15 protein-coding genes are annotated in these 20,020 nt (G+C 62.4%); 7 read left to right on the top strand and 8 right to left on the bottom strand.

Annotation, left to right across the window (positions count from 1 at the left end; translation table 11 throughout):
• Positions 1-183 precede the first annotated feature (183 nt).
• Positions 184-759 carry a DUF2780 domain-containing protein gene (locus tag F3J44_RS07665; protein ID WP_167271527.1) on the top strand — a complete coding sequence of 192 codons (576 nt, stop codon included), beginning with the start codon at positions 184-186 and terminating at the stop codon, positions 757-759.
• A 46-nt stretch (positions 760-805) separates the two neighbouring features.
• Here the strand turns inward: F3J44_RS07665 and F3J44_RS07660 are convergent, their stop codons facing one another.
• Complete coding sequence (locus F3J44_RS07660) at positions 806-1,630, bottom strand: RHS repeat-associated core domain-containing protein (RefSeq protein ID WP_167271526.1); 825 nt, start codon at positions 1,628-1,630, stop codon at positions 806-808.
• A 957-nt stretch (positions 1,631-2,587) separates the two neighbouring features.
• On the opposite strand from F3J44_RS07660, the gene F3J44_RS07655 reads away from it, so the two are divergent.
• Together F3J44_RS07655 and F3J44_RS07650 are read left to right on the top strand one after the other, a co-directional pair.
• Positions 2,588-3,559, top strand: a complete 972-nt coding sequence (locus tag F3J44_RS07655; RefSeq protein ID WP_167271525.1) for an RHS repeat-associated core domain-containing protein — start codon at positions 2,588-2,590, stop codon at positions 3,557-3,559.
• 240 nt (positions 3,560-3,799) lie between these two features.
• Complete coding sequence (locus F3J44_RS07650; RefSeq protein WP_205299754.1) at positions 3,800-3,925, top strand: DUF2780 domain-containing protein; 126 nt, start codon at positions 3,800-3,802, stop codon at positions 3,923-3,925.
• A gap of 177 nt (positions 3,926-4,102) precedes the next feature.
• Here F3J44_RS07650 and F3J44_RS07645 read toward each other — a convergent pair whose 3' ends face one another.
• Complete coding sequence (locus tag F3J44_RS07645; RefSeq protein ID WP_167271523.1) at positions 4,103-5,452, bottom strand: APC family permease; 1,350 nt, start codon at positions 5,450-5,452, stop codon at positions 4,103-4,105.
• Positions 5,453-5,661: 209 nt separating this feature from the next.
• Positions 5,662-6,549: an acyltransferase gene (locus F3J44_RS07640; RefSeq protein WP_167271521.1), complete on the bottom strand. Its 888-nt coding sequence runs from the start codon at positions 6,547-6,549 to the stop codon at positions 5,662-5,664.
• A 227-nt stretch (positions 6,550-6,776) separates the two neighbouring features.
• On the opposite strand from F3J44_RS07640, the gene F3J44_RS07635 reads away from it, so the two are divergent.
• From F3J44_RS07635 to creD, 4 genes are all read left to right on the top strand, one after another.
• The gene (locus F3J44_RS07635) at positions 6,777-7,232 is read left to right on the top strand and encodes an ATP-dependent zinc protease (RefSeq protein ID WP_255456932.1); all 456 of its coding nucleotides are present in this window, start codon (positions 6,777-6,779) and stop codon (positions 7,230-7,232) included.
• A gap of 155 nt (positions 7,233-7,387) precedes the next feature.
• Positions 7,388-8,068: a two-component system response regulator CreB gene (gene creB, locus F3J44_RS07630; protein ID WP_167067620.1), complete on the top strand. Its 681-nt coding sequence runs from the start codon at positions 7,388-7,390 to the stop codon at positions 8,066-8,068.
• Positions 8,068-9,501, top strand: a complete 1,434-nt coding sequence (gene creC, locus F3J44_RS07625; protein ID WP_167067623.1) for a two-component system sensor histidine kinase CreC — start codon at positions 8,068-8,070, stop codon at positions 9,499-9,501. Before creB ends, creC begins: the two co-directional genes overlap by 1 nt.
• 107 nt (positions 9,502-9,608) lie before the next feature.
• On the top strand, positions 9,609-10,937 hold the full coding sequence (gene creD, locus F3J44_RS07620; RefSeq protein ID WP_167271517.1) for a cell envelope integrity protein CreD: 1,329 nt from the start codon (positions 9,609-9,611) through the stop codon (positions 10,935-10,937).
• Positions 10,938-11,086: 149 nt separating this feature from the next.
• On the opposite strand, the gene F3J44_RS07615 is transcribed toward creD, so the two are convergent.
• The 5 genes from F3J44_RS07615 to aceE form a co-directional block, all read right to left on the bottom strand.
• Positions 11,087-11,710: a glutathione S-transferase gene (locus F3J44_RS07615; protein WP_167271515.1), complete on the bottom strand. Its 624-nt coding sequence runs from the start codon at positions 11,708-11,710 to the stop codon at positions 11,087-11,089.
• A 3-nt stretch (positions 11,711-11,713) separates the two neighbouring features.
• Positions 11,714-12,382 (bottom strand): peptide-methionine (S)-S-oxide reductase MsrA, encoded by a 669-nt coding sequence (gene msrA / locus F3J44_RS07610; RefSeq protein WP_167066324.1) that lies wholly within the window; start codon positions 12,380-12,382, stop codon positions 11,714-11,716.
• A 157-nt stretch (positions 12,383-12,539) separates the two neighbouring features.
• Positions 12,540-15,224 (bottom strand): bifunctional diguanylate cyclase/phosphodiesterase, encoded by a 2,685-nt coding sequence (locus F3J44_RS07605; protein WP_167066326.1) that lies wholly within the window; start codon positions 15,222-15,224, stop codon positions 12,540-12,542.
• Positions 15,225-15,563: 339 nt separating this feature from the next.
• Positions 15,564-17,204: a dihydrolipoyllysine-residue acetyltransferase gene (aceF, locus tag F3J44_RS07600; RefSeq protein WP_167271513.1), complete on the bottom strand. Its 1,641-nt coding sequence runs from the start codon at positions 17,202-17,204 to the stop codon at positions 15,564-15,566.
• A gap of 13 nt (positions 17,205-17,217) precedes the next feature.
• Positions 17,218-19,863 carry a pyruvate dehydrogenase (acetyl-transferring), homodimeric type gene (gene aceE / locus F3J44_RS07595; RefSeq protein WP_167066334.1) on the bottom strand — a complete coding sequence of 882 codons (2,646 nt, stop codon included), beginning with the start codon at positions 19,861-19,863 and terminating at the stop codon, positions 17,218-17,220.
• Positions 19,864-20,020: the final 157 nt, after the last annotated feature.

Here is a 20,020-nt window from a genome sequence, read left to right as displayed (position 1 = left end):
CCTCATCGACGCTGCACCCAGTATGCTGAGGTGAATTGCACACCGCTACTGATAGAAATAACAGGCGATGATCACAGGTCTGCGCTGGCAAGGAATACCGACAAGGTTGCCTGGAACAATCCATCAATCCACCAGTCAAAACGAACGTTTCCCAGGCCATCCCGGCCAGCGAGGTCCCTCCCGATGAAAGCATTCACCCTGGCAACCCTGATGACCCTGGCCGCCACCCCAGCGTTCGCCTTCAACCTCAGCGACGCCGCCAACGCCGTCTCTTCCATGCAGAACCAGAAGCAACAAGCCCAGGTACAGGCGCCCGAGGGGCAGGCCAATCTGCTCAACACCCTAGGCAGCCAGTTGAACATCACCCCCGAACAGGCCGTGGGCGGGGCTGGGGCGATGCTGGGGTTGGCGCGCAACAACCTGAGCAGCGACGACTATGGCCAGCTGACCAAGGCAGTGCCCGGCTTGGACCTGCTATCGGGCGCCAATGCCCTGGGTGGGTTGAGCGGGTTGGGGCAGTTGCTAGGTAACGACAAGGGTAGCCAGTCGGCGCTGGACAAGGCCCTGGGCAACGATGTGGAGAACCGCGGCGACCTGGACAACGCGTTCAAGGCGCTGGGGATGGATACCGGAATGATCGGTCAGTTCGCGCCGTTGATTCTGCAGTACCTGGGGCAGCAGGGGATTGCGGGGTCGTTGTTGCAGAACCTGGGTAGCCTGTGGACCACCCCAGCGCCGCTGAATCAGCCTTCGGTGTGATGGTTCTAGGTGCCAAGGAGGGCACGCGGGTGTGGAGTTAAATAGGCTACACCGGTAGGTTCGGATGGTGTGTAGAGTGATTAGCGCGTGTGCGCTCTACTGCAGTGCGGATGGCTTCTTGTATTTGCTGCGGTGTCATCCTATCGATAGTCGCAGAGGACTGAGGGTCCTCGCTGGATACGCTCGATAGGCTGGGCGAGCGAGATGCCCCGCGTGCTATGGCCGATTCATAACTAGGTAGCTCGCCGTTAAAAATCTCATCGTATGACGGTAGGGCAGCATCACGGCGCGCGCCGGCTTCGTCATTAAATACGCTAAAAGATTGGCGAGGACTGGCCACGGGTGTGAGTGTGATTGCTGAGCCTCTTGATGAAACGGGTGATTGGTTATGCCGAGCCTGGAATGCTGCTATCTGATCTCTAACTTCACGCACGTTCGAGCGCGTTCTAGTGCCTAGGAGGTTGCGTATACCTTTGCCCAAACTCCTGAGGAAGTGTGGCACATGGCCCGAGGGGTCAGCATGATTGACGGGATCTCCCAGGCAATAGCCATAGGCATTTAGCCCACCGCTGTCAAATGGGCTTAGTGAGTCAGGCTTATGGAATCGGTACAGGACGGTACTCAGTATTCTGTACCCCTTGCCCAAGGGGTAGCCTTTCGAAGCCGGGTCAAGCCACTGTCCGTTGAATGCGATCAGCGTTGTTATCTTGCCAGCGTGATGGTAGCCATAGGGCGAGTAGGCGATCGATTCGCGCGATGAACCGGCAATAGTGTTGGTGCAGTCAGCTTTCTCGAATTCAGCTGTAAAAGTTGGTGTGCTGTCAGAATCGACCTGCACCTGCCCGTTGCTGCCGGTTGAGTGAGTGGTCATGGTGTGCTCGGTACCGTGAGACTGCGAGAGATTTCACTGTGCGCAATCGGGTTGAGAGGCACAACTAGCAAATTTGCTAGGAAATGCGTGGTTGCCGAAGGTCAACGCCCGCAGATGCTACAAAGCTGAGCCAGCCTTCGGTCTGACTGGCACACGCGGCCCCTGTAGGAGCGAGCAGAGCTCGCGATGGGGCGCGCAGCGGCCCCAGGGTTTCAGCTTAACGGCTGATGATGGCGGGGCTGCTTTGCAGCCCATCGCGAGCTGCGCTCGCTCCTACCGGATTTTGCGTAGGCCCGCCGGATACGCTGCGCGGTTGCGGGCGGCGGCGTTGGGCCTCAGGCGGTTTCCGAGAACTCCATCAGGCGCACAGAACCTGGGTAGCCTGTGGACCACCCCGGCGCCGCTGAGCCAGCCTTCGGTCTGACCGGCGCACGTTGCCTCTGTAGGAGCAGAGCTCGCTCCTCATGGAGCAAATCAGATACTTATGCTTTGTTTCATAAGAGATCACCCGGCCCTTCCGGGCTGCGCTATAGCGCAGCAAACAAGATGCGCATGGCTTTAGATCTGCACTGACATCGAGATCTAGAAAAGCATTCGACGACTGATCCAGATAGGTCGGCCGCCGAATGCTTTGCTATGGTTCCCAATGCGCGGGAAAGAGGCCGTACACAGCACTGGTGTGCGGCTGAATGAGATAGTGGTCCAAATGGCATCGGTGTTAGTTCCTGGCGGTACAGCTTGCTGTAACCACGTATAGAAGAGTGAGCACTTCACCGCCATTGCTCCTCCCACCCCGCGCGCACCTGTTTTTTCTCAAAAGAACAACGGGTTACCTTTTGTTTGATAGAAGAAACGTGCTGGAATTAGCTTCCACCTGATATTTTTGATAGTAGACGGTGCCCCTGAATTGAGCGAGTTTAAGGGCTGAGTTAGTAAACGTTATTGGAGTCGACTTTCATGTCACTAGCATCCACGCCCAAACAAGGAGTGCCTGAGAACTGTACCGAGGGGTTGAAGGCTGCCTTTGCTCGATATTTTTATCAGGGGAACAATCTGTTTTCCAGGATTCAAGGCTCCAAACAGCAGTCAATTTTTAGACTAGAGCAGGGCCTGCTTGCTCAATGTGAGATTCATGATAACCTCTTCGAGGTAGGGCTGATTTGCCACGATGCGAAACTATCAGTCTCACGAATGTCGAAGCGCGATGGCGATGTAGATATCGCTTATACGCCTTATGGTTATGCATCCAGCGATGATTTGAAGGATGCTATATCCGGCTTTAATGGAGAGCCGATAGATCAAATAACGGGCTATTACCTGCTAGGAAATGGTTATCGCATATATAGCTCCAGTCTGATGCGCTATGGCAGTCCAGATAGCTTGAGCCCTTTTGGTGAAGGAGGGCGGAGCGCATACATGTACTGCATGGGTGAACCAGTGAGTTTTACTGATCCCACAGGGCATTTTCGACTCGGATCTGTATTCAGCCGTTTACGGAAAGTGTTCTTCTCTCCCCGAAAGCCTGGGAAAGACCAAACAGCTAAAGGAATCGATATTGGCTATCACGGCACAAGTGGTGCTGCGGCAAAGAAGATTTTGAAGGGCGGCGTTAAAAGTACGACGGGTACTTTTTTTGTGACCGATACGTTCGAGAATGCGAGCCGCTATGCAGCCTTGAAGAAAAATGGAACCGTATTGGCTGTAAGTACAATTGATTTTGCCAAGGTAAAAGATAATTCTGCGCGAGCGTTGGTGCGGAGCAAAGGTATAAATGAGTTGAGGATTGGCAGGCCAGCGCACCCTTCACTGAGGTTTACGCGAGTTTCAAGCGCAGGTCAGACAGCGGATTTCAACAGATTTATAACTCTGGAAGATCAAATGGCACGCGACATCCAAATGTTCAACGCTGGCTTGAGGCAGGCGAGCTGAATGTGCGCTGTCATTGCTTTCTTCAAATTCCATTGCTTACCTCTATAGCCGGATTTGAATGAACGCCAGGGAAGCAAGTCAAGCCCCTCGTTTCCCTGGCCATACCGTCCAACAAAATCCCTCCCAATCAAAGCATTCACCCTAGGCAGCCCTAGTGGCTCTGGCCGCAAGCCCGGTGTTCGCCTTCAACCTCAGCGCCTTGAACGCATTGTCTAGGTCGCCACGGTTTTCCACACCGGGATGATCGGGCAGTTTGCGCCGTTGATTCTGCAGTACCTTGGCCAGCAGGGGATTGCGGGGTCGTTGTTGCAGAACCTGGGTAGCCTGTGGACCACCCCGGCGCCGCTGGGCCAGCCTTCGGTCTGACTGGCACACGCGACCCCTGTAGGAGCGAGCAGAGCTCGCGATGGGGCGCGCAGCGGCCCCAGGGTTTCAGCTTAACGGCTGATGATGGCGGGGCTGCTTTGCAGCCCATCGCGAGCTGCGCTCGCTCCTACCGGATTTGTGCAGGCCCGCTGCGGTTGCGGGCGGCGGCGTTGGGGCTCAGGCGGTTTCCGAGAATTCCATCAGGCGCACCGGGCGGCGGAAGCCGGCGGTGAGCACGGCCAGGTAGGCCAGGCCCAGGGCGAACCAGCACAGGCCAATCACCAGGGTCAGCGCCGACAGGCTGGTCCACAGCCACAGGGTCAGCGCCAGGCCCACCAGCGGCACCAGGCCATAGCACAGCAACCCCTTGAGGTTACGCTGGGCGCGGTCATCCATCAGGTGGGTCTTCACCACCGCCAGGTTCACCGCCGAGAACGCCACCAGTGCACCGAAGCTGATCAGCGAAGCCAGAGTCTCCAAGTTAATCACCAACGCCAGTAGCGAGAACGCCGACACCAACGCAATGGCGAACACCGGCGTGCCGAAGCGGGGCGACAGGTAGCCGAAGCTGCGCCGTGGCAGCACGTTGTCGCGGCCCATGGTGAACAGGATGCGCGACACCGCCGCCTGGGAGGCCAGCGCCGAACCCAGGCTGCCCGCCACGTAGGCTGCCGTGAAGAAGTTGGCCAGGAACTGCCCACCGGCCTTGAGCATCACTTCGTTGGCTGCCGCGTCGGCATTGGCGAAGGTGGTGCCGGGCATCACCAGCTGGCTCACGTAGGCCAGCACGGTGAACAGCACGCCGGCGAACAAGGTGGTGAGGATGATCGCCCGTGGCACGTCGCGGCGGGCATCGCGGCATTCTTCGGCCAGGGTAGAGACGGCATCGAAGCCCAGGAACGACAGGCACAGCACCGCCGCCCCCGCCATGATCGCGCCGAACCCAGGCTTGGAACCATCGCCCAGCAGCGGCGCCAGCAGGTCCAGCGGCTGGCCAGCCAGCGATTGGCACGACAGCGCGACGAACACCAGGATGAAGATGATCTGTGCACCGACGATCAGGTTGCTGGTTTTCGCCACCGAGTGGATGCCCACCACATTGAGCACGGTAACCAGCACGATCGAGGCCAGGGCGATGGACCAGGCTGGAATGGCCGGGAAGGCGATATTGAGGAACAGGCCGATCAACAGGTAGTTGATCATCGGCAGGAACAGGTAATCGAGCAGCAGCGACCAGCCGGCCAGGAAGCCGACATTAGGGCCGAAGGCCATGTTGGTGTAGGAGTACGCCGAACCCGCGACTGGGAAGCGCTTGACCATGAAGCTGTAGGACGCGGCGGTGAACAGCATGGCCACCAGGGTAACCATGTAGGCGCCGGCGGTGCGGCCACCGGTGAGCTCGGTGACGATGCCGTAGGTGGTAAAGATGGTCAGCGGGACCATGTACACAAGGCCGAAGAACACCAGGGCGGGGAGGCCGAGAACACGGCGCAATTGGGCGGAGTTGGAGCTGGGTGGGTTGGCCATCGATCGATCCAGGCATTTTTGTAGTTGTGCTTTGGTCGATTTTTATCCACTTAGGGGGTGCATGACAAAAAAGTATTACTTATTGTAATTATTAGCCTGGGTTTTAATTGACGGGGTGTGGTGGGTTTGCGGGCCTCTTCGCGGGGCAAGCCCGCTCCTACAAGGGGGTACGCGGCCTCTGTAGGAGCGGGCTTGCCCCGCGAAGCAGGTTAGGCCATTTCGGCCCGCAACTGCTCGATCCGCTGGTCCTTGGCCAACCACAGCTGGTTCACCCAGGCCTGCACGGTCTGGCGGAACGCAGGGTCGTTCTCGTAATCCCCATCCCATAATGCCGGGTCCAGCTCGCGCACTTGAATGTCGATAATCACCCGGCTAATGCTGCCATTGAGCAGGTCCCAAAACCCCGGTGCCTGGTTGCCGGGGTAGACGATGGTGACGTCCAGCAGCGCATCCAGCTGCTCGCCCAGCGCCGCCAGCACGAAGGCCACGCCGCCGGCCTTGGGCTTGAGCAGGTAGCGGTAGGGCGACTGCTGCTCGCGCTGCTTGGCCTCGGTGAAGCGCGTGCCTTCAAGGTAGTTCACCACGGTGACCGGCTGGCGCTTGAACAGCTCGCAGGCCGCCTTGGTGATTTCCAGGTCCTTGCCTTTGAGCTCTGGGTGCTTTTCCAGGAACGCCTTGCTGTAGCGCTTCATGAACGGGTAGTCCAGGCCCCACCAGGCCAGGCCCAGCAGCGGCACCCAGATCAGCTCCTTCTTCAGGAAGAACTTGAAGAACGGTGTGCGGCGGTTGAGGCTCTCGATCAACGCGGGGATGTCGACCCAGGTTTGGTGGTTGCTGACGGCCAGGTACGAGGTGTCCTTGCGCAAGTTCTCGGCGCCGCGTACGTCCCAGCGGGTGGGGATGCACAGGGCGAAGATGGCTTTGTCGATTTCCGACCAGGTTTCGGCCACCCACATCACCGCCCAGGAGGCATAGTCACGCCCACAGCCTGGCAGCACCAGTTTGAGCAGGGCGAAGACCAGCAGCGGGCAGATCAACACCACGGTGTTGAGCAGCAGCAGGGTGGTCGTAAGAAGGCCGGTAAACAGGCGACGCATAAGGGGACTCTTGTTGTGGGAAGTTAGCAGGGCGCAATGATAAGCAGCGCCGAGGCCTACGCCAAATGCCCCGCGCCCGGTGGCGGGGACAAATGTTTCACAATTTGTTGGTTAACCTTGTGACAGCGAACCTATCCTGCCTGTGCAGTCTAAGCACTGACCCTTCTCAAGGAAGCCTGCCTGTGAAACCTCTGCTTGCCCTGTTGTCGCTGTTGGCGTTGCCGGTCATGGCCGCCGAACCCACGTTGTATGGCCGTTACGAGTACATCACCTTGCCGGAGCTGGGCCAAACCCTGAAGGCCAAGATGGACACCGGCGCCTGGACCGCCTCGCTGTCGGCCAAGGACATCGAGATGTTCACCCGCGATGGCGAGGAGTGGGTACGCTTCCGCCTGGCGACCAAGGACGCCGACGGCAAAGTGTATGAGCACCAGGTATCGCGCATCAGCAAGATCAAGGGCCGTGCCGATGAGGACGAGGAGGGCGATGCGCCGGAAATCTCCAAGCGCCCGGTGGTAGACCTGGAAATGTGCCTGGGGGGCGAGAAGCGCACCATGGAGGTCAACCTGGTGGACCGTAGCAACTTCAACTACCCGCTGCTGGTGGGCTCCAAGGCGCTGCGCCAGTTCAAGGCGGCGGTGAACCCGGCCAAGCGGTTTACGGCGGGCAAGCCTGATTGTTGATATGTGGCGCTGGTGCGGGCCCTTTCGCGAGCTGCGCTCGCTCCTACCGGTAATGTGCAAGCCTCACGTTAGGCGCCGCACCTGTAGGAGCGGGCTTGCCCGCGATGAGGCCAGTACGTTAAAAGTCCAGCTTTGCCCCAGCAAGGCCGGACGCCATGCCCCATATCCTCATCGTCGAAGACGAAGCCGCCATCGCCGACACCCTGGTCTACGCCCTGCAGGCTGATGGCCACAGCACTGAATGGGTAACCCTGGGCAGCGCTGCCCTCGACCAGCAGCGCTTGCGCCCCGCCGACCTGATCATCCTCGACATCGGCCTGCCCGACATCAGTGGCTTTGAAACCTGCCGCCAACTGCGCCGCTTCAGCGAAGTGCCAGTGATGTTCCTCAGCGCCCGCGACGGTGAGATCGACCGGGTGGTGGGCCTGGAAATCGGTGCCGACGACTACGTGGTCAAACCCTTCAGCCCCCGTGAGGTGGCGGCCCGGGTGCGGGCGATCCTCAAGCGCATGGCGCCGCGTGCCGAGGTGCAGGCGCCAGCGCCGTTGTTTCAGCTTGACACCCTGCGCATGCAGATCAGCTACCGCAGCCAGCCACTGGCCCTGACCCGCCATGAGTTCCGCCTGCTGCAATGCCTGCTCGAACAGCCCCAGCGGGTGTTCAGCCGTGAGCAACTGCTCGACGCCCTGGGCGTGGCCTCTGACGTGGGGTATGAGCGCACCATCGACAGCCACATCAAGAGCCTGCGCGCCAAGCTGCGCCTGGTGGCCGCTGCCGCCGAACCGATCCAGACCCACCGTGGCCTGGGCTACAGCTATAGCCCGGACAACGCCTGATGCGCCTGGGTATTCGCATTTTTCTGGTGTACTTCCTGTTCGTCGGGCTGGCTGGCTATTTTTTGCTCAACACCGTGCGCGAGCAGATTCGCCCGGTGGTGCGCCAGTCTTCCGAGGAAACCCTGGTCGACACCGCCAACCTGCTGGCGGAAATTCTCCATGATGACGTCAAGGCCGGCACCCTGGCCCAGAGCCGCCTGCCCGAAGTGTTGAAAGCCTACGGCCTGCGCAGCCCCGGCGCGCAGATCTGGGGCCTGGAGAAAACCCAGGTCAGCCACCGCATCTATGTCACCGACGCCAACGGCATCGTGCTGCTCGACTCCAGCGGGCAAGACCTGGGCAAGGACTACTCCAAATGGAACGACGTCTACCTGACCCTGCGCGGCCAGTACGGCGCCCGTTCCACGCGCAGCGTCGAGGAGGACGAGAACACTTCGGTGATGCACGTGGCAGCGCCGATCGTCGACAACGGCAAGATCATCGGCGCGGTCACCGTGGCCAAGCCCAACAGCTCATTGCAGCCCTATGTCGACCGCTCCGAACGGCGGCTGTTGAACCTGGGCCTGGGGTTGATCGTGTTTGGCCTGCTGGTTGGCGCGGCGTTGTCCTGGTGGCTGGTGCGCTCGTTGCGCCGGCTGGCGCGGTATGCCCAGGCGGTGAGCGAAGGCGAGCGGGCGGCGCTGCCGTACTACAAGGGCGGCGAGCTTGCGCACCTGGCCGAAGCGGTGGAGCGGATGCGCACGCAGCTGGAGGGCAAGGCCTATGTCGAGCGCTATGTGCACACCCTGACCCATGAGCTGAAAAGCCCCCTGGCTGCGATACGTGGGGCCTCCGAGCTGCTGCAGGGCGAGATGCCGGCCGAGCAGCGCGAGCGCTTTGCCGGCAATATCGAGCGCGAAAGCGAGCGCTTGCAGCAGATGATCGAGCGCTTGCTCAACCTGGCGCGGGTCGAGCAGATGCAGGCATTGGAAGACGAGCAGCTGGTGCCCTTGGCGGCCATGGTGGATGAACTGCTGCTGGCCCATGCGGCGCGGATCGAGGGCCAGGGCTTGCAGGTTCGCCAGCGGGTGCCGGCGGGCCTGCGCTTGCTGTGCGACCCGTTCCTGATGCGCCAGGCATTGGCCAACTTGCTCGACAATGCGCTGGACTTCAGCCCCAGCGGCGGCGCGCTGTTGTTCGAGCTGGAGCGCGAGGGCGAGCGGCTGGCGCTGAGCCTGTTCAACCAGGGCGAGGCGATTCCGGCCTATGCGCTGGGGCGGGTGAGCGAGCGGTTCTATTCGCTGCCCCGGCCTGGGAGCGGGCGCAAGAGCACCGGGCTGGGGCTGAATTTCGTGGCCGAGGTGATGCAGTTGCATGGCGGGGCGCTGGCGGTGGAGAACGTTGGCGGCGGCGTGCGGGTGCGGTTGTGGTTGCCGGGGCGGCGTATCGGTTGAGATGGCTGGGCCGCGCGCGGCGCTGGAAAAACACCCAATTCACACACGCGCTCCACGAAGCCTCCACGCAAGGCGCAGACACTGCGCCCACTGCCATAGGAGGCCCCATGAACAAATCCCTTGCCTACAAGCTCGGCACCATCGCCTTGCTCACTTTGCTGCTGATGATCCCCTTGCTGATGATCGGCGGCCTGATCAGCGACCGCCAGAACCTGCGTGACGGCGTGCTGCACGACATCGCCCAAAGCGCCAGCTTCGACCAGCAGATCAGCGGCCCGCTGCTGGTGGTGCCCTACCGCAAGTACCAGCGCCGCTGGATCGTGAAGGACGGCGAAAGCGTGGAGGAAACCAGCACCCTCAGTGGCCACCTGTACTTCCTCCCCGAAACCTTCGATGCCGACCTTGGCGTAGACACCGAACTGCGCGCCAGGGGCATCTACCAGGCGCGCCTGTTCCACGCCAAGGGGCGCATTTCTGGCCGCTTCAAGCTGCCGCACCACTGGGGCATCGACAAGGATTTCGACGACTACCGCTTCGACAAGCCGTTCCTGGCCGTGGGCATCAGCGATATCCGTGGCATCGAGAATGGCCTTGAACTGAGTTTCGACGACCAGCGCCTGCCGTTCGAGGCCGGCACCGGGCTGGACTGGCTGCGCAGCGGCGTGCGCGTGGCACTGCCGCAGCTGGACGGTGAGCAGGCCCGCGAGTTCGCCTATGGCTTCGACCTGGCCCTGCAGGGCACCGGCCAACTGCACCTGCTGCCGGTGGGCCGTACCAGCAGTGTCGACATGCGCGCCAACTGGCCGCACCCAAGTTTTGTCGGCAGTTACCTGCCCAGCCGCCGCGACATCGACGCAAATGGTTTCACGGCCCACTGGCAGACCTCGTTCTTCGCCACCAACCTGGAAGATGCCGTGCGCCAGTGCGCCACCGGCGGGCAGTGCGCCGACTTCAGCGAGCGCACCTTCGGCGTGAGCTTCATCGACCCGGTGGACCAGTACCTCAAGAGCGAACGGGCCATCAAGTACGCCTTGCTGTTCATCGCCCTGACCTTTGCCGGCTTCTTCCTGTTCGAGGTGCTGAAGAATCTGAGCGTGCACCCGGTGCAATACATCCTGGTTGGCGTGGCGCTGGCGTTCTTCTACCTGTTGCTGCTGTCGTTGTCCGAGCACATCGGCTTTGGCCCGGCGTATGGGCTGTCGGCTTCGGCCTGTGTGTTGCTGCTGGGGTTCTACCTGAGCCATGTGCTGCATAGCGTGGGGCGCGGGGTGGGGTTCGCGGCGGGGCTGGCGGCGCTGTACGGCATGCTTTATGGGCTGCTCAGTGCCGAGGACTATGCGCTGCTGATGGGCTCGTTGCTGTGCTTTGGCTTGCTGGGGGTGTTCATGGTGCTGACCCGCCGGTTGGACTGGGCGCGGGTGGGGAGGGCGGCATGAGGGAGGATAGAGCGATTGGGCGGTGGTTGGCCTTTCGAATCGGCCTGCTGTTTCCTTTGAAACCGAGGTGAGGCCTTCGCGGGGCAAGCCCGCTCCTACAGGGGGGTACGATCTTCTGTAGGAGCGGGCTTGCCCCGCGAAGGGGCCCTTCAGGCTACCGGTACGGTGGCAACCATCGACGGCCGCTTGGCCACCTCGGCATACCACGCCGCCAACCCAGGCTGGCGCTCACGCCAGCCAAACTCCGGCTGGCGCAGGTCCAGGTAGCCCAGCGCACAGGCAACGCCAATCGCCGCGATATCGAACCCGGAGGCGATCTCTGCCAGGTGCTCCTGCTCAAGGTTCGCAAGGCTGCGGCGAATCTTCTCGCTTTGCGCCTCAAGCCAAGCGTCCCAGCGCTTGTCCTCAGGGCGCAGGAAGCTTTCGTAACGGCTCAGCACCGCCGCATCCATGATCGCATCGGCCTGGGACGCCAGGGTCATGCGCCGCCAGCGTGCCGAGCCCTCGCGCGGCAGCAGCGGCAGGCCGACATGCTGCAGGTCGAGGTACTCGCAGATCACCCGGCTGTCGTGCAGCACGGTGCCGTCTTCCAGGCGCAGGGCCGGGATCTTGCCGATCGGGTTGCCCTGGTTGAGCTGGGCATCGCCGTTTACCGGGCTGACGTTCACCGGGTGCAGGGTCACCCGGCCAAGCTGGCCGGTTTCATGCAGCACCACCAGCACCTTGCGCACGAAGGGCGACAACGGCGAGTGGAACAGGGTCATGGTGCCCATGGCTCAGTTGCCTTGCAGGCTGGGCGGCAGGCACACGCCAGTGCCGCCGATGCCGCAGTAGCCTTCGGGGTTCTTGGCCAGGTACTGCTGGTGGTAGGCCTCGGCGAAGTACACGGTCGGGGCCTGGTCGATTTCGGTGGTGATCTCGCCGAAACCGGCTTTGTTCAACTCGGCCTGGAAGGTGTCGCGGCTGGCCTTGGCTTGCTCCAGCTGTTCCGGGCTGGTGCAGTAGATGGCCGAGCGGTACTGGGTGCCGATGTCGTTGCCCTGGCGCATGCCCTGGGTCGGGTTGTGCAGTTCCCAGAACATCGCCAGCAGCTCGCGGTAGCTGACTTTGTCTTTGTCGAACACCACCAGCACCACTTCGGTGTGGCCGGTCAGGCCCGAGCAGACTTCTTCATAAGTGGGGTTCGGGGTGAAGCCGCCGGCATAGCCGACCACGGTGCTGACCACGCCTTCGCGCTGCCAGAAGCGGCGCTCGGCGCCCCAGAAGCAGCCCAGGCCGAAGATGGCGAAGTCGATGCTGCCCTCGAAGAATGGGCCCAGCAGCGGGGTGCCTTCGAACACGTAGTGGAATTCGGGCAGGGACATTGGCGTTTCGCGGCCAGGCAGGGCCTGTTCCGCGGTAGGCATGACGTTTTTGTTCACCAGGATTTCCGAACGCAGGACCATGGCCGTTCCTCTGTGTTTAGTCAGTGAGATAGGTGTTGGGGCCTTCGCGGGGCAAGCCCGCTCCTACAAAGGCGGCGACGGGAGGTGCCTGTAGGAGCGGGCTTGCCCCGCGAAAGGGCCCGAATGGGCTCTAGTGTGCCCGACCTTGAAGCAGCTGTCAGGCCATTGGACCGCGCGGGTAGCGCTTGAGTTTTTCGGTAAGCTCGCGGCCTGGTATCGGCCGGTCGAACAGGTAGCCCTGGCCAACGTCGCAGCGGTGCCGGCGCAGGAACGCCAGCTGCTCAGGCGTCTCGATCCCCTCGGCCACCACCTTGAGCTTGAGGTTGTGGGCCATGGCCACCACCGCCGAGGTGATTTCCATGTCGTCCTGGTTGTCGGGGATCTCGTTGATGAAGCTGCGGTCGATCTTGATGATGTCGATCGGGAACTTCTTCAGGTAGCTCAGCGACGAGTAACCGGTGCCGAAGTCGTCCATGGCCAGGGTCAGGCCCAGGGCCTTGAGCTCGTCGAGCTGGCGGTGGGTGTCCTCGGTGGCTTCGAGCAGCAGGCCTTCGGTGAGTTCCAGCTCCAGCAGGTGCGGTGGCAGGCCTTCTTCCTTGAGGATCGAGGCGATCGAGGCCACCAGGTCGGGGTCGGAGAACTGCTTGGGCGACAGGTTGATGGCCACGTGCAGGCAGCCCATGCCGGCTTCCTGCAACTGCTGGCTCATGCGGCAGGACTGGCGCACCACCCACTTGCCGATGGGGATGATCAGGCCGGTTTCCTCGGCCACGCTGATGAACTGGTCGGGGCGGATCATGCCGCGCTCGGGGTGGTTCCAGCGCAGCAGCGCCTCCAGGCCCAGCAGGCGGCCACTGCGCAGGCACAGCTTGGGCTGGTAGAACACCTCCAGCTCGTTCTGGGTCAGGGCGCGGCGCAGGTTGTTTTCCACGAACAGCTTGTAGCTGGCCTCGGCGTTGAGCACTTCGGTGAACACCTGCACCTGGTGCTTGCCGTTGGCCTTGGCCTTGTGCAGGGCAAGGCCTGCGTTCTTCATCAGGCTGGCCGGGTCGCTGCCGTGCAGCGGCGCGTAGGCCAGGCCCACGGAGGCGGTGACGTTGATCAGCTGGTTGTCGACGAACATGGGTTTGTCGAGGGTGCGCAGCAGCTGCTGGGCAACGCCCTGGCCGTCTTCCAGGCTGGTGTCGTCGAGCAGCACGGCGAACTCGTTGCTGGCGAAGCGGGCGAGGATGCCGTTGGGGCTAAGGCTGTTGCGCAGGCGCCGGGCCAGGCTGATCAACAGTTTGTCGCCGGTCTGGTGGCCAAGGCTGTCGTTGATCCGCTTGAAGTTGTCGATGTCCACCAGCAGCAGGCACATCGGGTTTTCGCCGTCGCGGGCAAAGCGCTCGTCGAGGCTGCGGATGAACGCCGGGCGGTTGCCCAGGTTGGTCAGGTTGTCGGTGTAGGCCAGGCGCTCGATGCGCTGCTGGGCGAGCTTGGTCTGGGTAACGTCTTCGTAGATGCCGATGTAGTGGGTCAGCTCGCGGTTGTCACCGTATACCTTGGAGATCGACAGCTGGCCCCAGTAGGGTTCGAGGTTCTTGCGCCGGCTTTTGAATTCGCCTTGCCAACTGTTGCCCATGGCCAAGCTGGACGGCGAGTCGAACAGCAGCTCGCTCAGGTTTTCCAGGGCCGGCAGCTCGCCCAGGTGATGGCCCTGGACTTCCTCGGTGCTGTACTGGGTGATGGCCGTGAAGCTTGGGTTGACGTACTCCACCACGCCGTCGCGGTTCACCAGCAGGAAGGCGTTGGCGCTTTGCTCCACCGCGCGCTGGAACAGGTGCAGGGCGCTGGCGGCGGTGCGCCGGTTGTGGTTGGTGATTACCTGGGCGAACTGGTCGGCCAGCTCGCCGGCGAACGCGATTTCATCCGACTGCCAGGCCCGCGGCTGGCCGGTCTGCTCCAGGCACAGCACGCCCACCACCTGGCCGTCGACCCGCACGCTGGCGTCGAGCATGGCGTTGTTGCCTTCGTACAGGCTTGCCGCCAGCGCCCGGGTGCGTGGGTCGTGGTGGGCGTTGTGGGCGTCGATGGCGCGGCTGGCGTGCAGGGCTTCGAGGTAGTCGGGGAACTGGCTGGCGTCGATGGGCTCGGGCAGGCGGTGCATTTGCTCGTTGCGCAGCCAGGCGCTGATCGGCTCCAGGCGCTGGCCCTCCAGGTGCCAGATGCTGGCGCTGTCGACCTTGTAGATTTCGCAGGCGCTGCGGGTAATCAGCTGGGCGGCTTCGAGCAGCGAGTTTTCCGCACTGTAGCGTTGGCGGGCCAGGCGCAGGATCAGGTCCTGCTGGCCGCGCACACGTTCCAGGTGTTCAAGCTGTTCCTGCTGGGCGCGTTGGTTCAGCTGCAGGGCCAGTTGCAGGCGGTTGTTGCGCGACTCAAGGTCGGTGGCGTCCTGCTCGGCTTCGTCTTCGTCATCGAGCACGGTGAGAAAACCGCGCAGCAGCTGGCGGTTGTGCTGCTTGTAGGCTTCGCCGGCTTCCAGCACGCGCAGTGCGCGGGGCTGGGCGTGCAGGGTGTAGCGCACGCGGTAGTAGCCGCGCTTGCCGAGCTGTTGCTGGATTTCGTCGTGCAGCCGGTAGCGCGCCTCGGGCTCCATCAGGCTGGCATAGGGCGAGTCGATCAAGGCGCACAGTTCGGACGCGGGCAGGCCGAACTGGCGCTCGCAGGCGGGGTCCAGGAAGAGCATTGCCCAGGTGGCTTCGTTGAGCCTTTCGAAACGCAGCATGCCGAGCCGCGAGGGCACGGGAAGCTGCGTGACGACCTCGGCCGCCACACGGCTGGCGGCATCGGGTTGGCTTTTCATCGAAGACTCGCTTGAAGAGGGGAGGCGGCCTGGAGCGGCGGCACATTCGGCAAGGTTGCATCATGTCCCGAAGGCTGGCAAGCGGCCGTTTGGGTTCATGTATATGTTTTCGGCCGTTGGGCTGAAAACCTTGAATCGGCGGACGGAAATTGGCGCCTGGCGGCGCATCGCGAGCTGCGCTCGCTCCTACCAGGCTTATGCGGAACCGGTAGGAGCGAGCGCAGCTCGCGATGCGCCGCCAGGCGCAAAAAAAGCCCCGCCAATTGGCGGGGTTGAGGTACGAGCGTGGCAGCTCGAAAAAGTACCTGCCTCCCCAGGGGAAGGCAGGTTGGCTGCGTGTTACAGCAGCATGGTACGAATGTCGCCCAGCACGTCGCCCAGGCGCTTGGTGAAGCGCGCGGCGGCAGCGCCGTTGATCACACGGTGATCGTAGGACAGCGACAGCGGCAGCATCAGCTTCGGCTGGAAGGCCTTGCCATCCCAGACTGGCTGCATGGTCGCCTTGGAGACGCCCAGGATCGCCACTTCCGGCGCGTTGACGATCGGCGTGAAGCCGGTGCCGCCAATGTGGCCGAGGCTGGAGATGGTGAAGCAAGCGCCTTGCATGTCGTCGGCCGACAGCTTCTTGGTGCGGGCCTTTTCGGCCAGCGCCGCAGCTTCGGCAGCCAGTTGCAGCAGGCTCTTCTGGTCGACGTTCTTGATCACAGGGACCAGCAGGCCGTCCGGGGTGTCCACGGCGAAGCCAATGTGCACGTACTTCTTGCGGATCACAGCCTTGCCGCTTGGTGCCAGCGAGCTGTTGAAGTCCGGCAGTTCCTTGAGCAGGAAGGCGCAGGCCTTGAGCAGCAGCGGCAGCACGGTCAGCTTAACGCCAGCCTTCTCGGTCACGGCTTTCTGCGCAACGCGGAAGGCTTCCAGCTCGGTGATGTCGGCGGAGTCGAACTGGGTCACGTGCGGCACGTTCAGCCAGCTGCGGTGCAGGTTGGCAGCACCGACCTGCATCAGGCGGGTCAGGGCCACTTCTTCCACTTCACCGAACTTGCTGAAGTCCACGGCTGGAATCGGCGGGATGCCGGCGCCGCCGGTTGCGCCAGCGGCTGCTGGTGCTTCCTTGGCCTTCTGCATGACCGACTTGACGTAAACCTGCACGTCTTCCTTCAGGATGCGGCCGTGCGGACCGGTAGCCGCGACTGCGCCCAGGTCGACACCGAACTCGCGGGCCAGCTGGCGAACCGCTGGGCCGGCGTGAACCTTGGCGTTGCTGCCGGCAGCCGGTGCGCTAGCAACCGGAGCAGGAGCAGCAGCCGGGGCGGCAGCGGCAGGCGCGGCGGCCGGAGCCGCTTCAGCCTTGGCCGGGACAGCAGCGGCCGGCGCCGGGGCAGCAGCCGGTGCAGCGCCAGCCACCTTGAGCTTGAAGATCAGGTCGCCAGTGCCAACTTCGTCTTCGAGCTTGCACAGCACTTCCTCGACCACGCCAGCGGCTGGCGATGGGATTTCCATGGAGGCCTTGTCGGACTCCAGGGTAATCAGCGACTGGTCGGCTTCGACGGTGTCGCCGACCTTGACCAGCACTTCGATGATCTTGGCCTTGCCCGACGAGCCGATGTCCGGCACGTGGATGTCCTGCACGCTGGCGGCAGCCGGGGCTGCTGCCGGAGCAGGGGCGGCTGCGGCGGCCGGAGCCGGCGCAGCAGCTGGGGCTGGAGCAGCGGCGGCAGCCGGAGCCTCAGGGGCCGCAGCAGCGGCGCCCTCGGCTTCCAGAACCAGCAGCTCGTCGCCTTCTTTCAGGCGGTCGCCCAGCTTGACCTTCAGTTCCTTGATGACGCCGGCCTTGGGGGCCGGGATCTCCATGGAGGCCTTGTCGGACTCCAGGGTCAGCAGGCTCTGGTCAGCCTCGATACGGTCACCGACCTTGACGAACAGCTCGATGATTTCACCTTCACCGCTGCCGATGTCAGGTACGCGAATGAGTTCGCTCACTTAAAAATACTCCTCAGCAGTCCAGTGGGTTGCGCTTGTCCGGGTCGATGCCGAACTTGACGATGGCGTCAGCCACAACCTTGGGTTCGATCTCGCCACGGTCAGCCAGGGCTTCCAGGGCAGCCAGCACGACGAAGTGGCGGTCGACTTCGAAGAAGTGACGCAGCTTCTTGCGGCTGTCGCTGCGACCGTAACCGTCGGTACCCAGGACTTTGAACTCTTTGCTCGGCACCCACTGGCGAATCTGCTCGGCGAACAGCTTCATGTAGTCGGTGGACGCGATAACCGGGCCTTTGCGACCGTTCAGGCACTGCTCGACGTAGGTCTGCTGTGGCTTCTGGCCAGGCTTGAGGCGGTTGGCGCGTTCCACGGCCAGGCCGTCGCGACGCAGTTCGTTGAAGCTGGTGACGCTCCACACGTCGGCGCCGACGTTGAACTCTTCACGCAGGATCTTCGCCGCTTCGCGAACTTCGCGCAGGATGGTGCCGGAGCCCATCAGCTGTACGTGGTGCGCGGCTTCGCGGGTGTCTTCTTCGAGCAGGTACATGCCCTTGATGATGCCTTCCTCGACACCGGCCGGCATGGCTGGCTGCTGGTAGGATTCGTTCATCACGGTGATGTAGTAGAAGATGTCCTGTTGCTCTTCGGTCATCTTCTTCATGCCGTCCTGGATGATCACCGCCAGCTCGTAGCCGTAGGTTGGATCGTAGGTGCGGCAGTTCGGGATGGTGCCCGCCATCATGTGGCTGTGACCGTCTTCGTGCTGCAGGCCTTCACCGTTGAGGGTGGTACGGCCGGCGGTACCGCCGATCAGGAAGCCACGGGTGCGGCTGTCGCCAGCGGCCCAGGCCAGGTCGCCGATACGCTGGAAGCCGAACATCGAGTAGAAGATGTAGAACGGCAGCATCGGCTGGTTGTGGCAGCTGTACGAGGTACCGGCAGCGATGAACGACGACATGGCGCCGGCTTCGTTGATGCCTTCCTCGAGGATCTGGCCCTTCTTGTCTTCGCGGTAGAACATCACCTGGTCTTTATCGACTGGCTCGTAGAGCTGGCCGACCGAGGAGTAGATGCCCAGCTGGCGGAACATGCCTTCCATACCGAAGGTACGGGCTTCGTCCGGGATGATCGGCACGATGCGCTGGCCGATGTCCTTGTCCTTGACCAACTGCGCCAGGATGCGCACGAAGGCCATGGTGGTGGAGATTTCGCGGTCGCCCGAGCCGTCCAGGATCGCCTTCAGGGTTTCCAGCGGCGGGGTTGGCACGCTGAAGCTCTGGGCGCGGCGCTGAGGCACGAAGCCGCCCAGGGCAGCACGGCGCTCGGCCAGGTACTTGGCCTCGGCGGAGCCTTCTTCTGGTTTGAAGAATGGCAGGTTCTCGAGGTCGGCATCCTTGACCGGGATGTCGAAGCGGTCACGGAAGTGACGCAGGCTGTCGACGTCGACCTTCTTGGTGTTGTGCGCGGTGTTCTTGGCTTCGCCAGCACCGGTACCGTAACCCTTGATGGTCTTGGCCAGGATGACGGTTGGCTGGTCCTTGTGGTTCACAGCCTGGTGGTACGCCGCGTAGACCTTGTACGGGTCGTGGCCGCCACGGTTGAGCTTCCAGATCTCGTCGTCGGACAGGTCTTCGACCATGGCCTTGAGCTCTGGGGTGTTGAAGAAGTTCTCACGAACGTACGCGCCGTCTTTGGCTTTGTAGTTCTGGTACTCGCCGTCGATGACTTCGTCCATGCGGCGCTGCAGGGCACCGTTGGTGTCCTTGGCCAGCAGTGGGTCCCAGAAACGGCCCCAGACGACTTTGTTGACGTTCCAGCCACCGCCACGGAACACGCCTTCGAGTTCCTGGATGATCTTGCCGTTGCCTCGAACCGGGCCGTCGAGGCGCTGCAGGTTGCAGTTGATGACGAAGATCAGGTTGTCCAGCTTCTCGCGGCCGGCCAGGGCGATTGCGCCCAGGGATTCCGGCTCGTCGCACTCGCCGTCGCCCATGAAGCACCAGACTTTCTGCTTGCCGGCCGGGATGAAGCCGCGCGCTTCCAGGTACTTCATGAAGCGGGCCTGGTAGATGGCCTGGATCGGGCCCAGACCCATCGATACGGTCGGGAACTGCCAGAAGTCAGGCATCAGCCATGGGTGTGGGTACGAAGACAGGCCGTTGCCGTCCACTTCCTGACGGAAGTTGTTCATCTGCTCTTCGTTGATGCGGCCTTCCATGAAGGCACGGGCGTAGACGCCTGGCGAAGCGTGGCCCTGGAAGAAGATCAGGTCGCCGCCGTGTTCTTCGGTCGGGGCCTGGAAGAAGTAGTTGAAGCCGATGTCATACAGGGTGGCACTGGAAGCGAAGCTGGAGATGTGGCCGCCCAGGTCCGAGTCCTTCAGGTTGGTGCGCATCACCATGGCCAGCGCGTTCCAACGCACCATCGAGCGAATGCGGCGTTCCATGAACAGGTCGCCAGGCATGCGTGCTTCGTGGGTGACAGGGATGGTGTTGCGGTATGGCGTGGTGATTGCGTACGGCAGCTGGGAGCCACTGCGGGTGGCCAGCTCGCCCATGCGGGTCATCAGGTAATGAGCGCGGTCTTCGCCTTCTTTGTCGAGGACCGACTCCAGGGCATCCAGCCATTCCTGGGTTTCGATTGGATCGAGGTCTTGCATGGCTTGCTCCAGGGCGGAAAGGCCACCAGAATCGGGGGCCTGAGTTTGCGACTGGCCTTATGGGCAGACGTCGTGAATTCTTGGATTGCCGGTGTGTCTTCCGGCGCCGTGTAGTTTTACTACATTTGCTTTGGCATTTCATGCTTTTGCGCGCCAT

The sequence above is a fragment of the Pantoea sp. Tr-811 genome, from assembly GCF_011752535.1.
GTDB lineage: Bacteria > Pseudomonadota > Gammaproteobacteria > Pseudomonadales > Pseudomonadaceae > Aquipseudomonas.
This window is presented reverse-complemented; position numbering and strand designations above follow the sequence as displayed.

Coding starts and splice junctions, on each gene's coding strand:
- F3J44_RS07665 (WP_167271527.1), top strand. CDS start 184: ATGAAAGCATTCACCCTGGCAACCCTGATGACCCTGGCCGCCACCCCA.
- F3J44_RS07660 (WP_167271526.1), bottom strand. CDS start 1,630: ATGACCACTCACTCAACCGGCAGCAACGGGCAGGTGCAGGTCGATTCT.
- F3J44_RS07655 (WP_167271525.1), top strand. CDS start 2,588: ATGTCACTAGCATCCACGCCCAAACAAGGAGTGCCTGAGAACTGTACC.
- F3J44_RS07650 (WP_205299754.1), top strand. CDS start 3,800: ATGATCGGGCAGTTTGCGCCGTTGATTCTGCAGTACCTTGGCCAGCAG.
- F3J44_RS07645 (WP_167271523.1), bottom strand. CDS start 5,452: ATGGCCAACCCACCCAGCTCCAACTCCGCCCAATTGCGCCGTGTTCTC.
- F3J44_RS07640 (WP_167271521.1), bottom strand. CDS start 6,549: ATGCGTCGCCTGTTTACCGGCCTTCTTACGACCACCCTGCTGCTGCTC.
- F3J44_RS07635 (WP_255456932.1), top strand. CDS start 6,777: ATGGCCGCCGAACCCACGTTGTATGGCCGTTACGAGTACATCACCTTG.
- creB (WP_167067620.1), top strand. CDS start 7,388: ATGCCCCATATCCTCATCGTCGAAGACGAAGCCGCCATCGCCGACACC.
- creC (WP_167067623.1), top strand. CDS start 8,068: ATGCGCCTGGGTATTCGCATTTTTCTGGTGTACTTCCTGTTCGTCGGG.
- creD (WP_167271517.1), top strand. CDS start 9,609: ATGAACAAATCCCTTGCCTACAAGCTCGGCACCATCGCCTTGCTCACT.
- F3J44_RS07615 (WP_167271515.1), bottom strand. CDS start 11,710: ATGGGCACCATGACCCTGTTCCACTCGCCGTTGTCGCCCTTCGTGCGC.
- msrA (WP_167066324.1), bottom strand. CDS start 12,382: ATGGTCCTGCGTTCGGAAATCCTGGTGAACAAAAACGTCATGCCTACC.
- F3J44_RS07605 (WP_167066326.1), bottom strand. CDS start 15,224: ATGAAAAGCCAACCCGATGCCGCCAGCCGTGTGGCGGCCGAGGTCGTC.
- aceE (WP_167066334.1), bottom strand. CDS start 19,863: ATGCAAGACCTCGATCCAATCGAAACCCAGGAATGGCTGGATGCCCTG.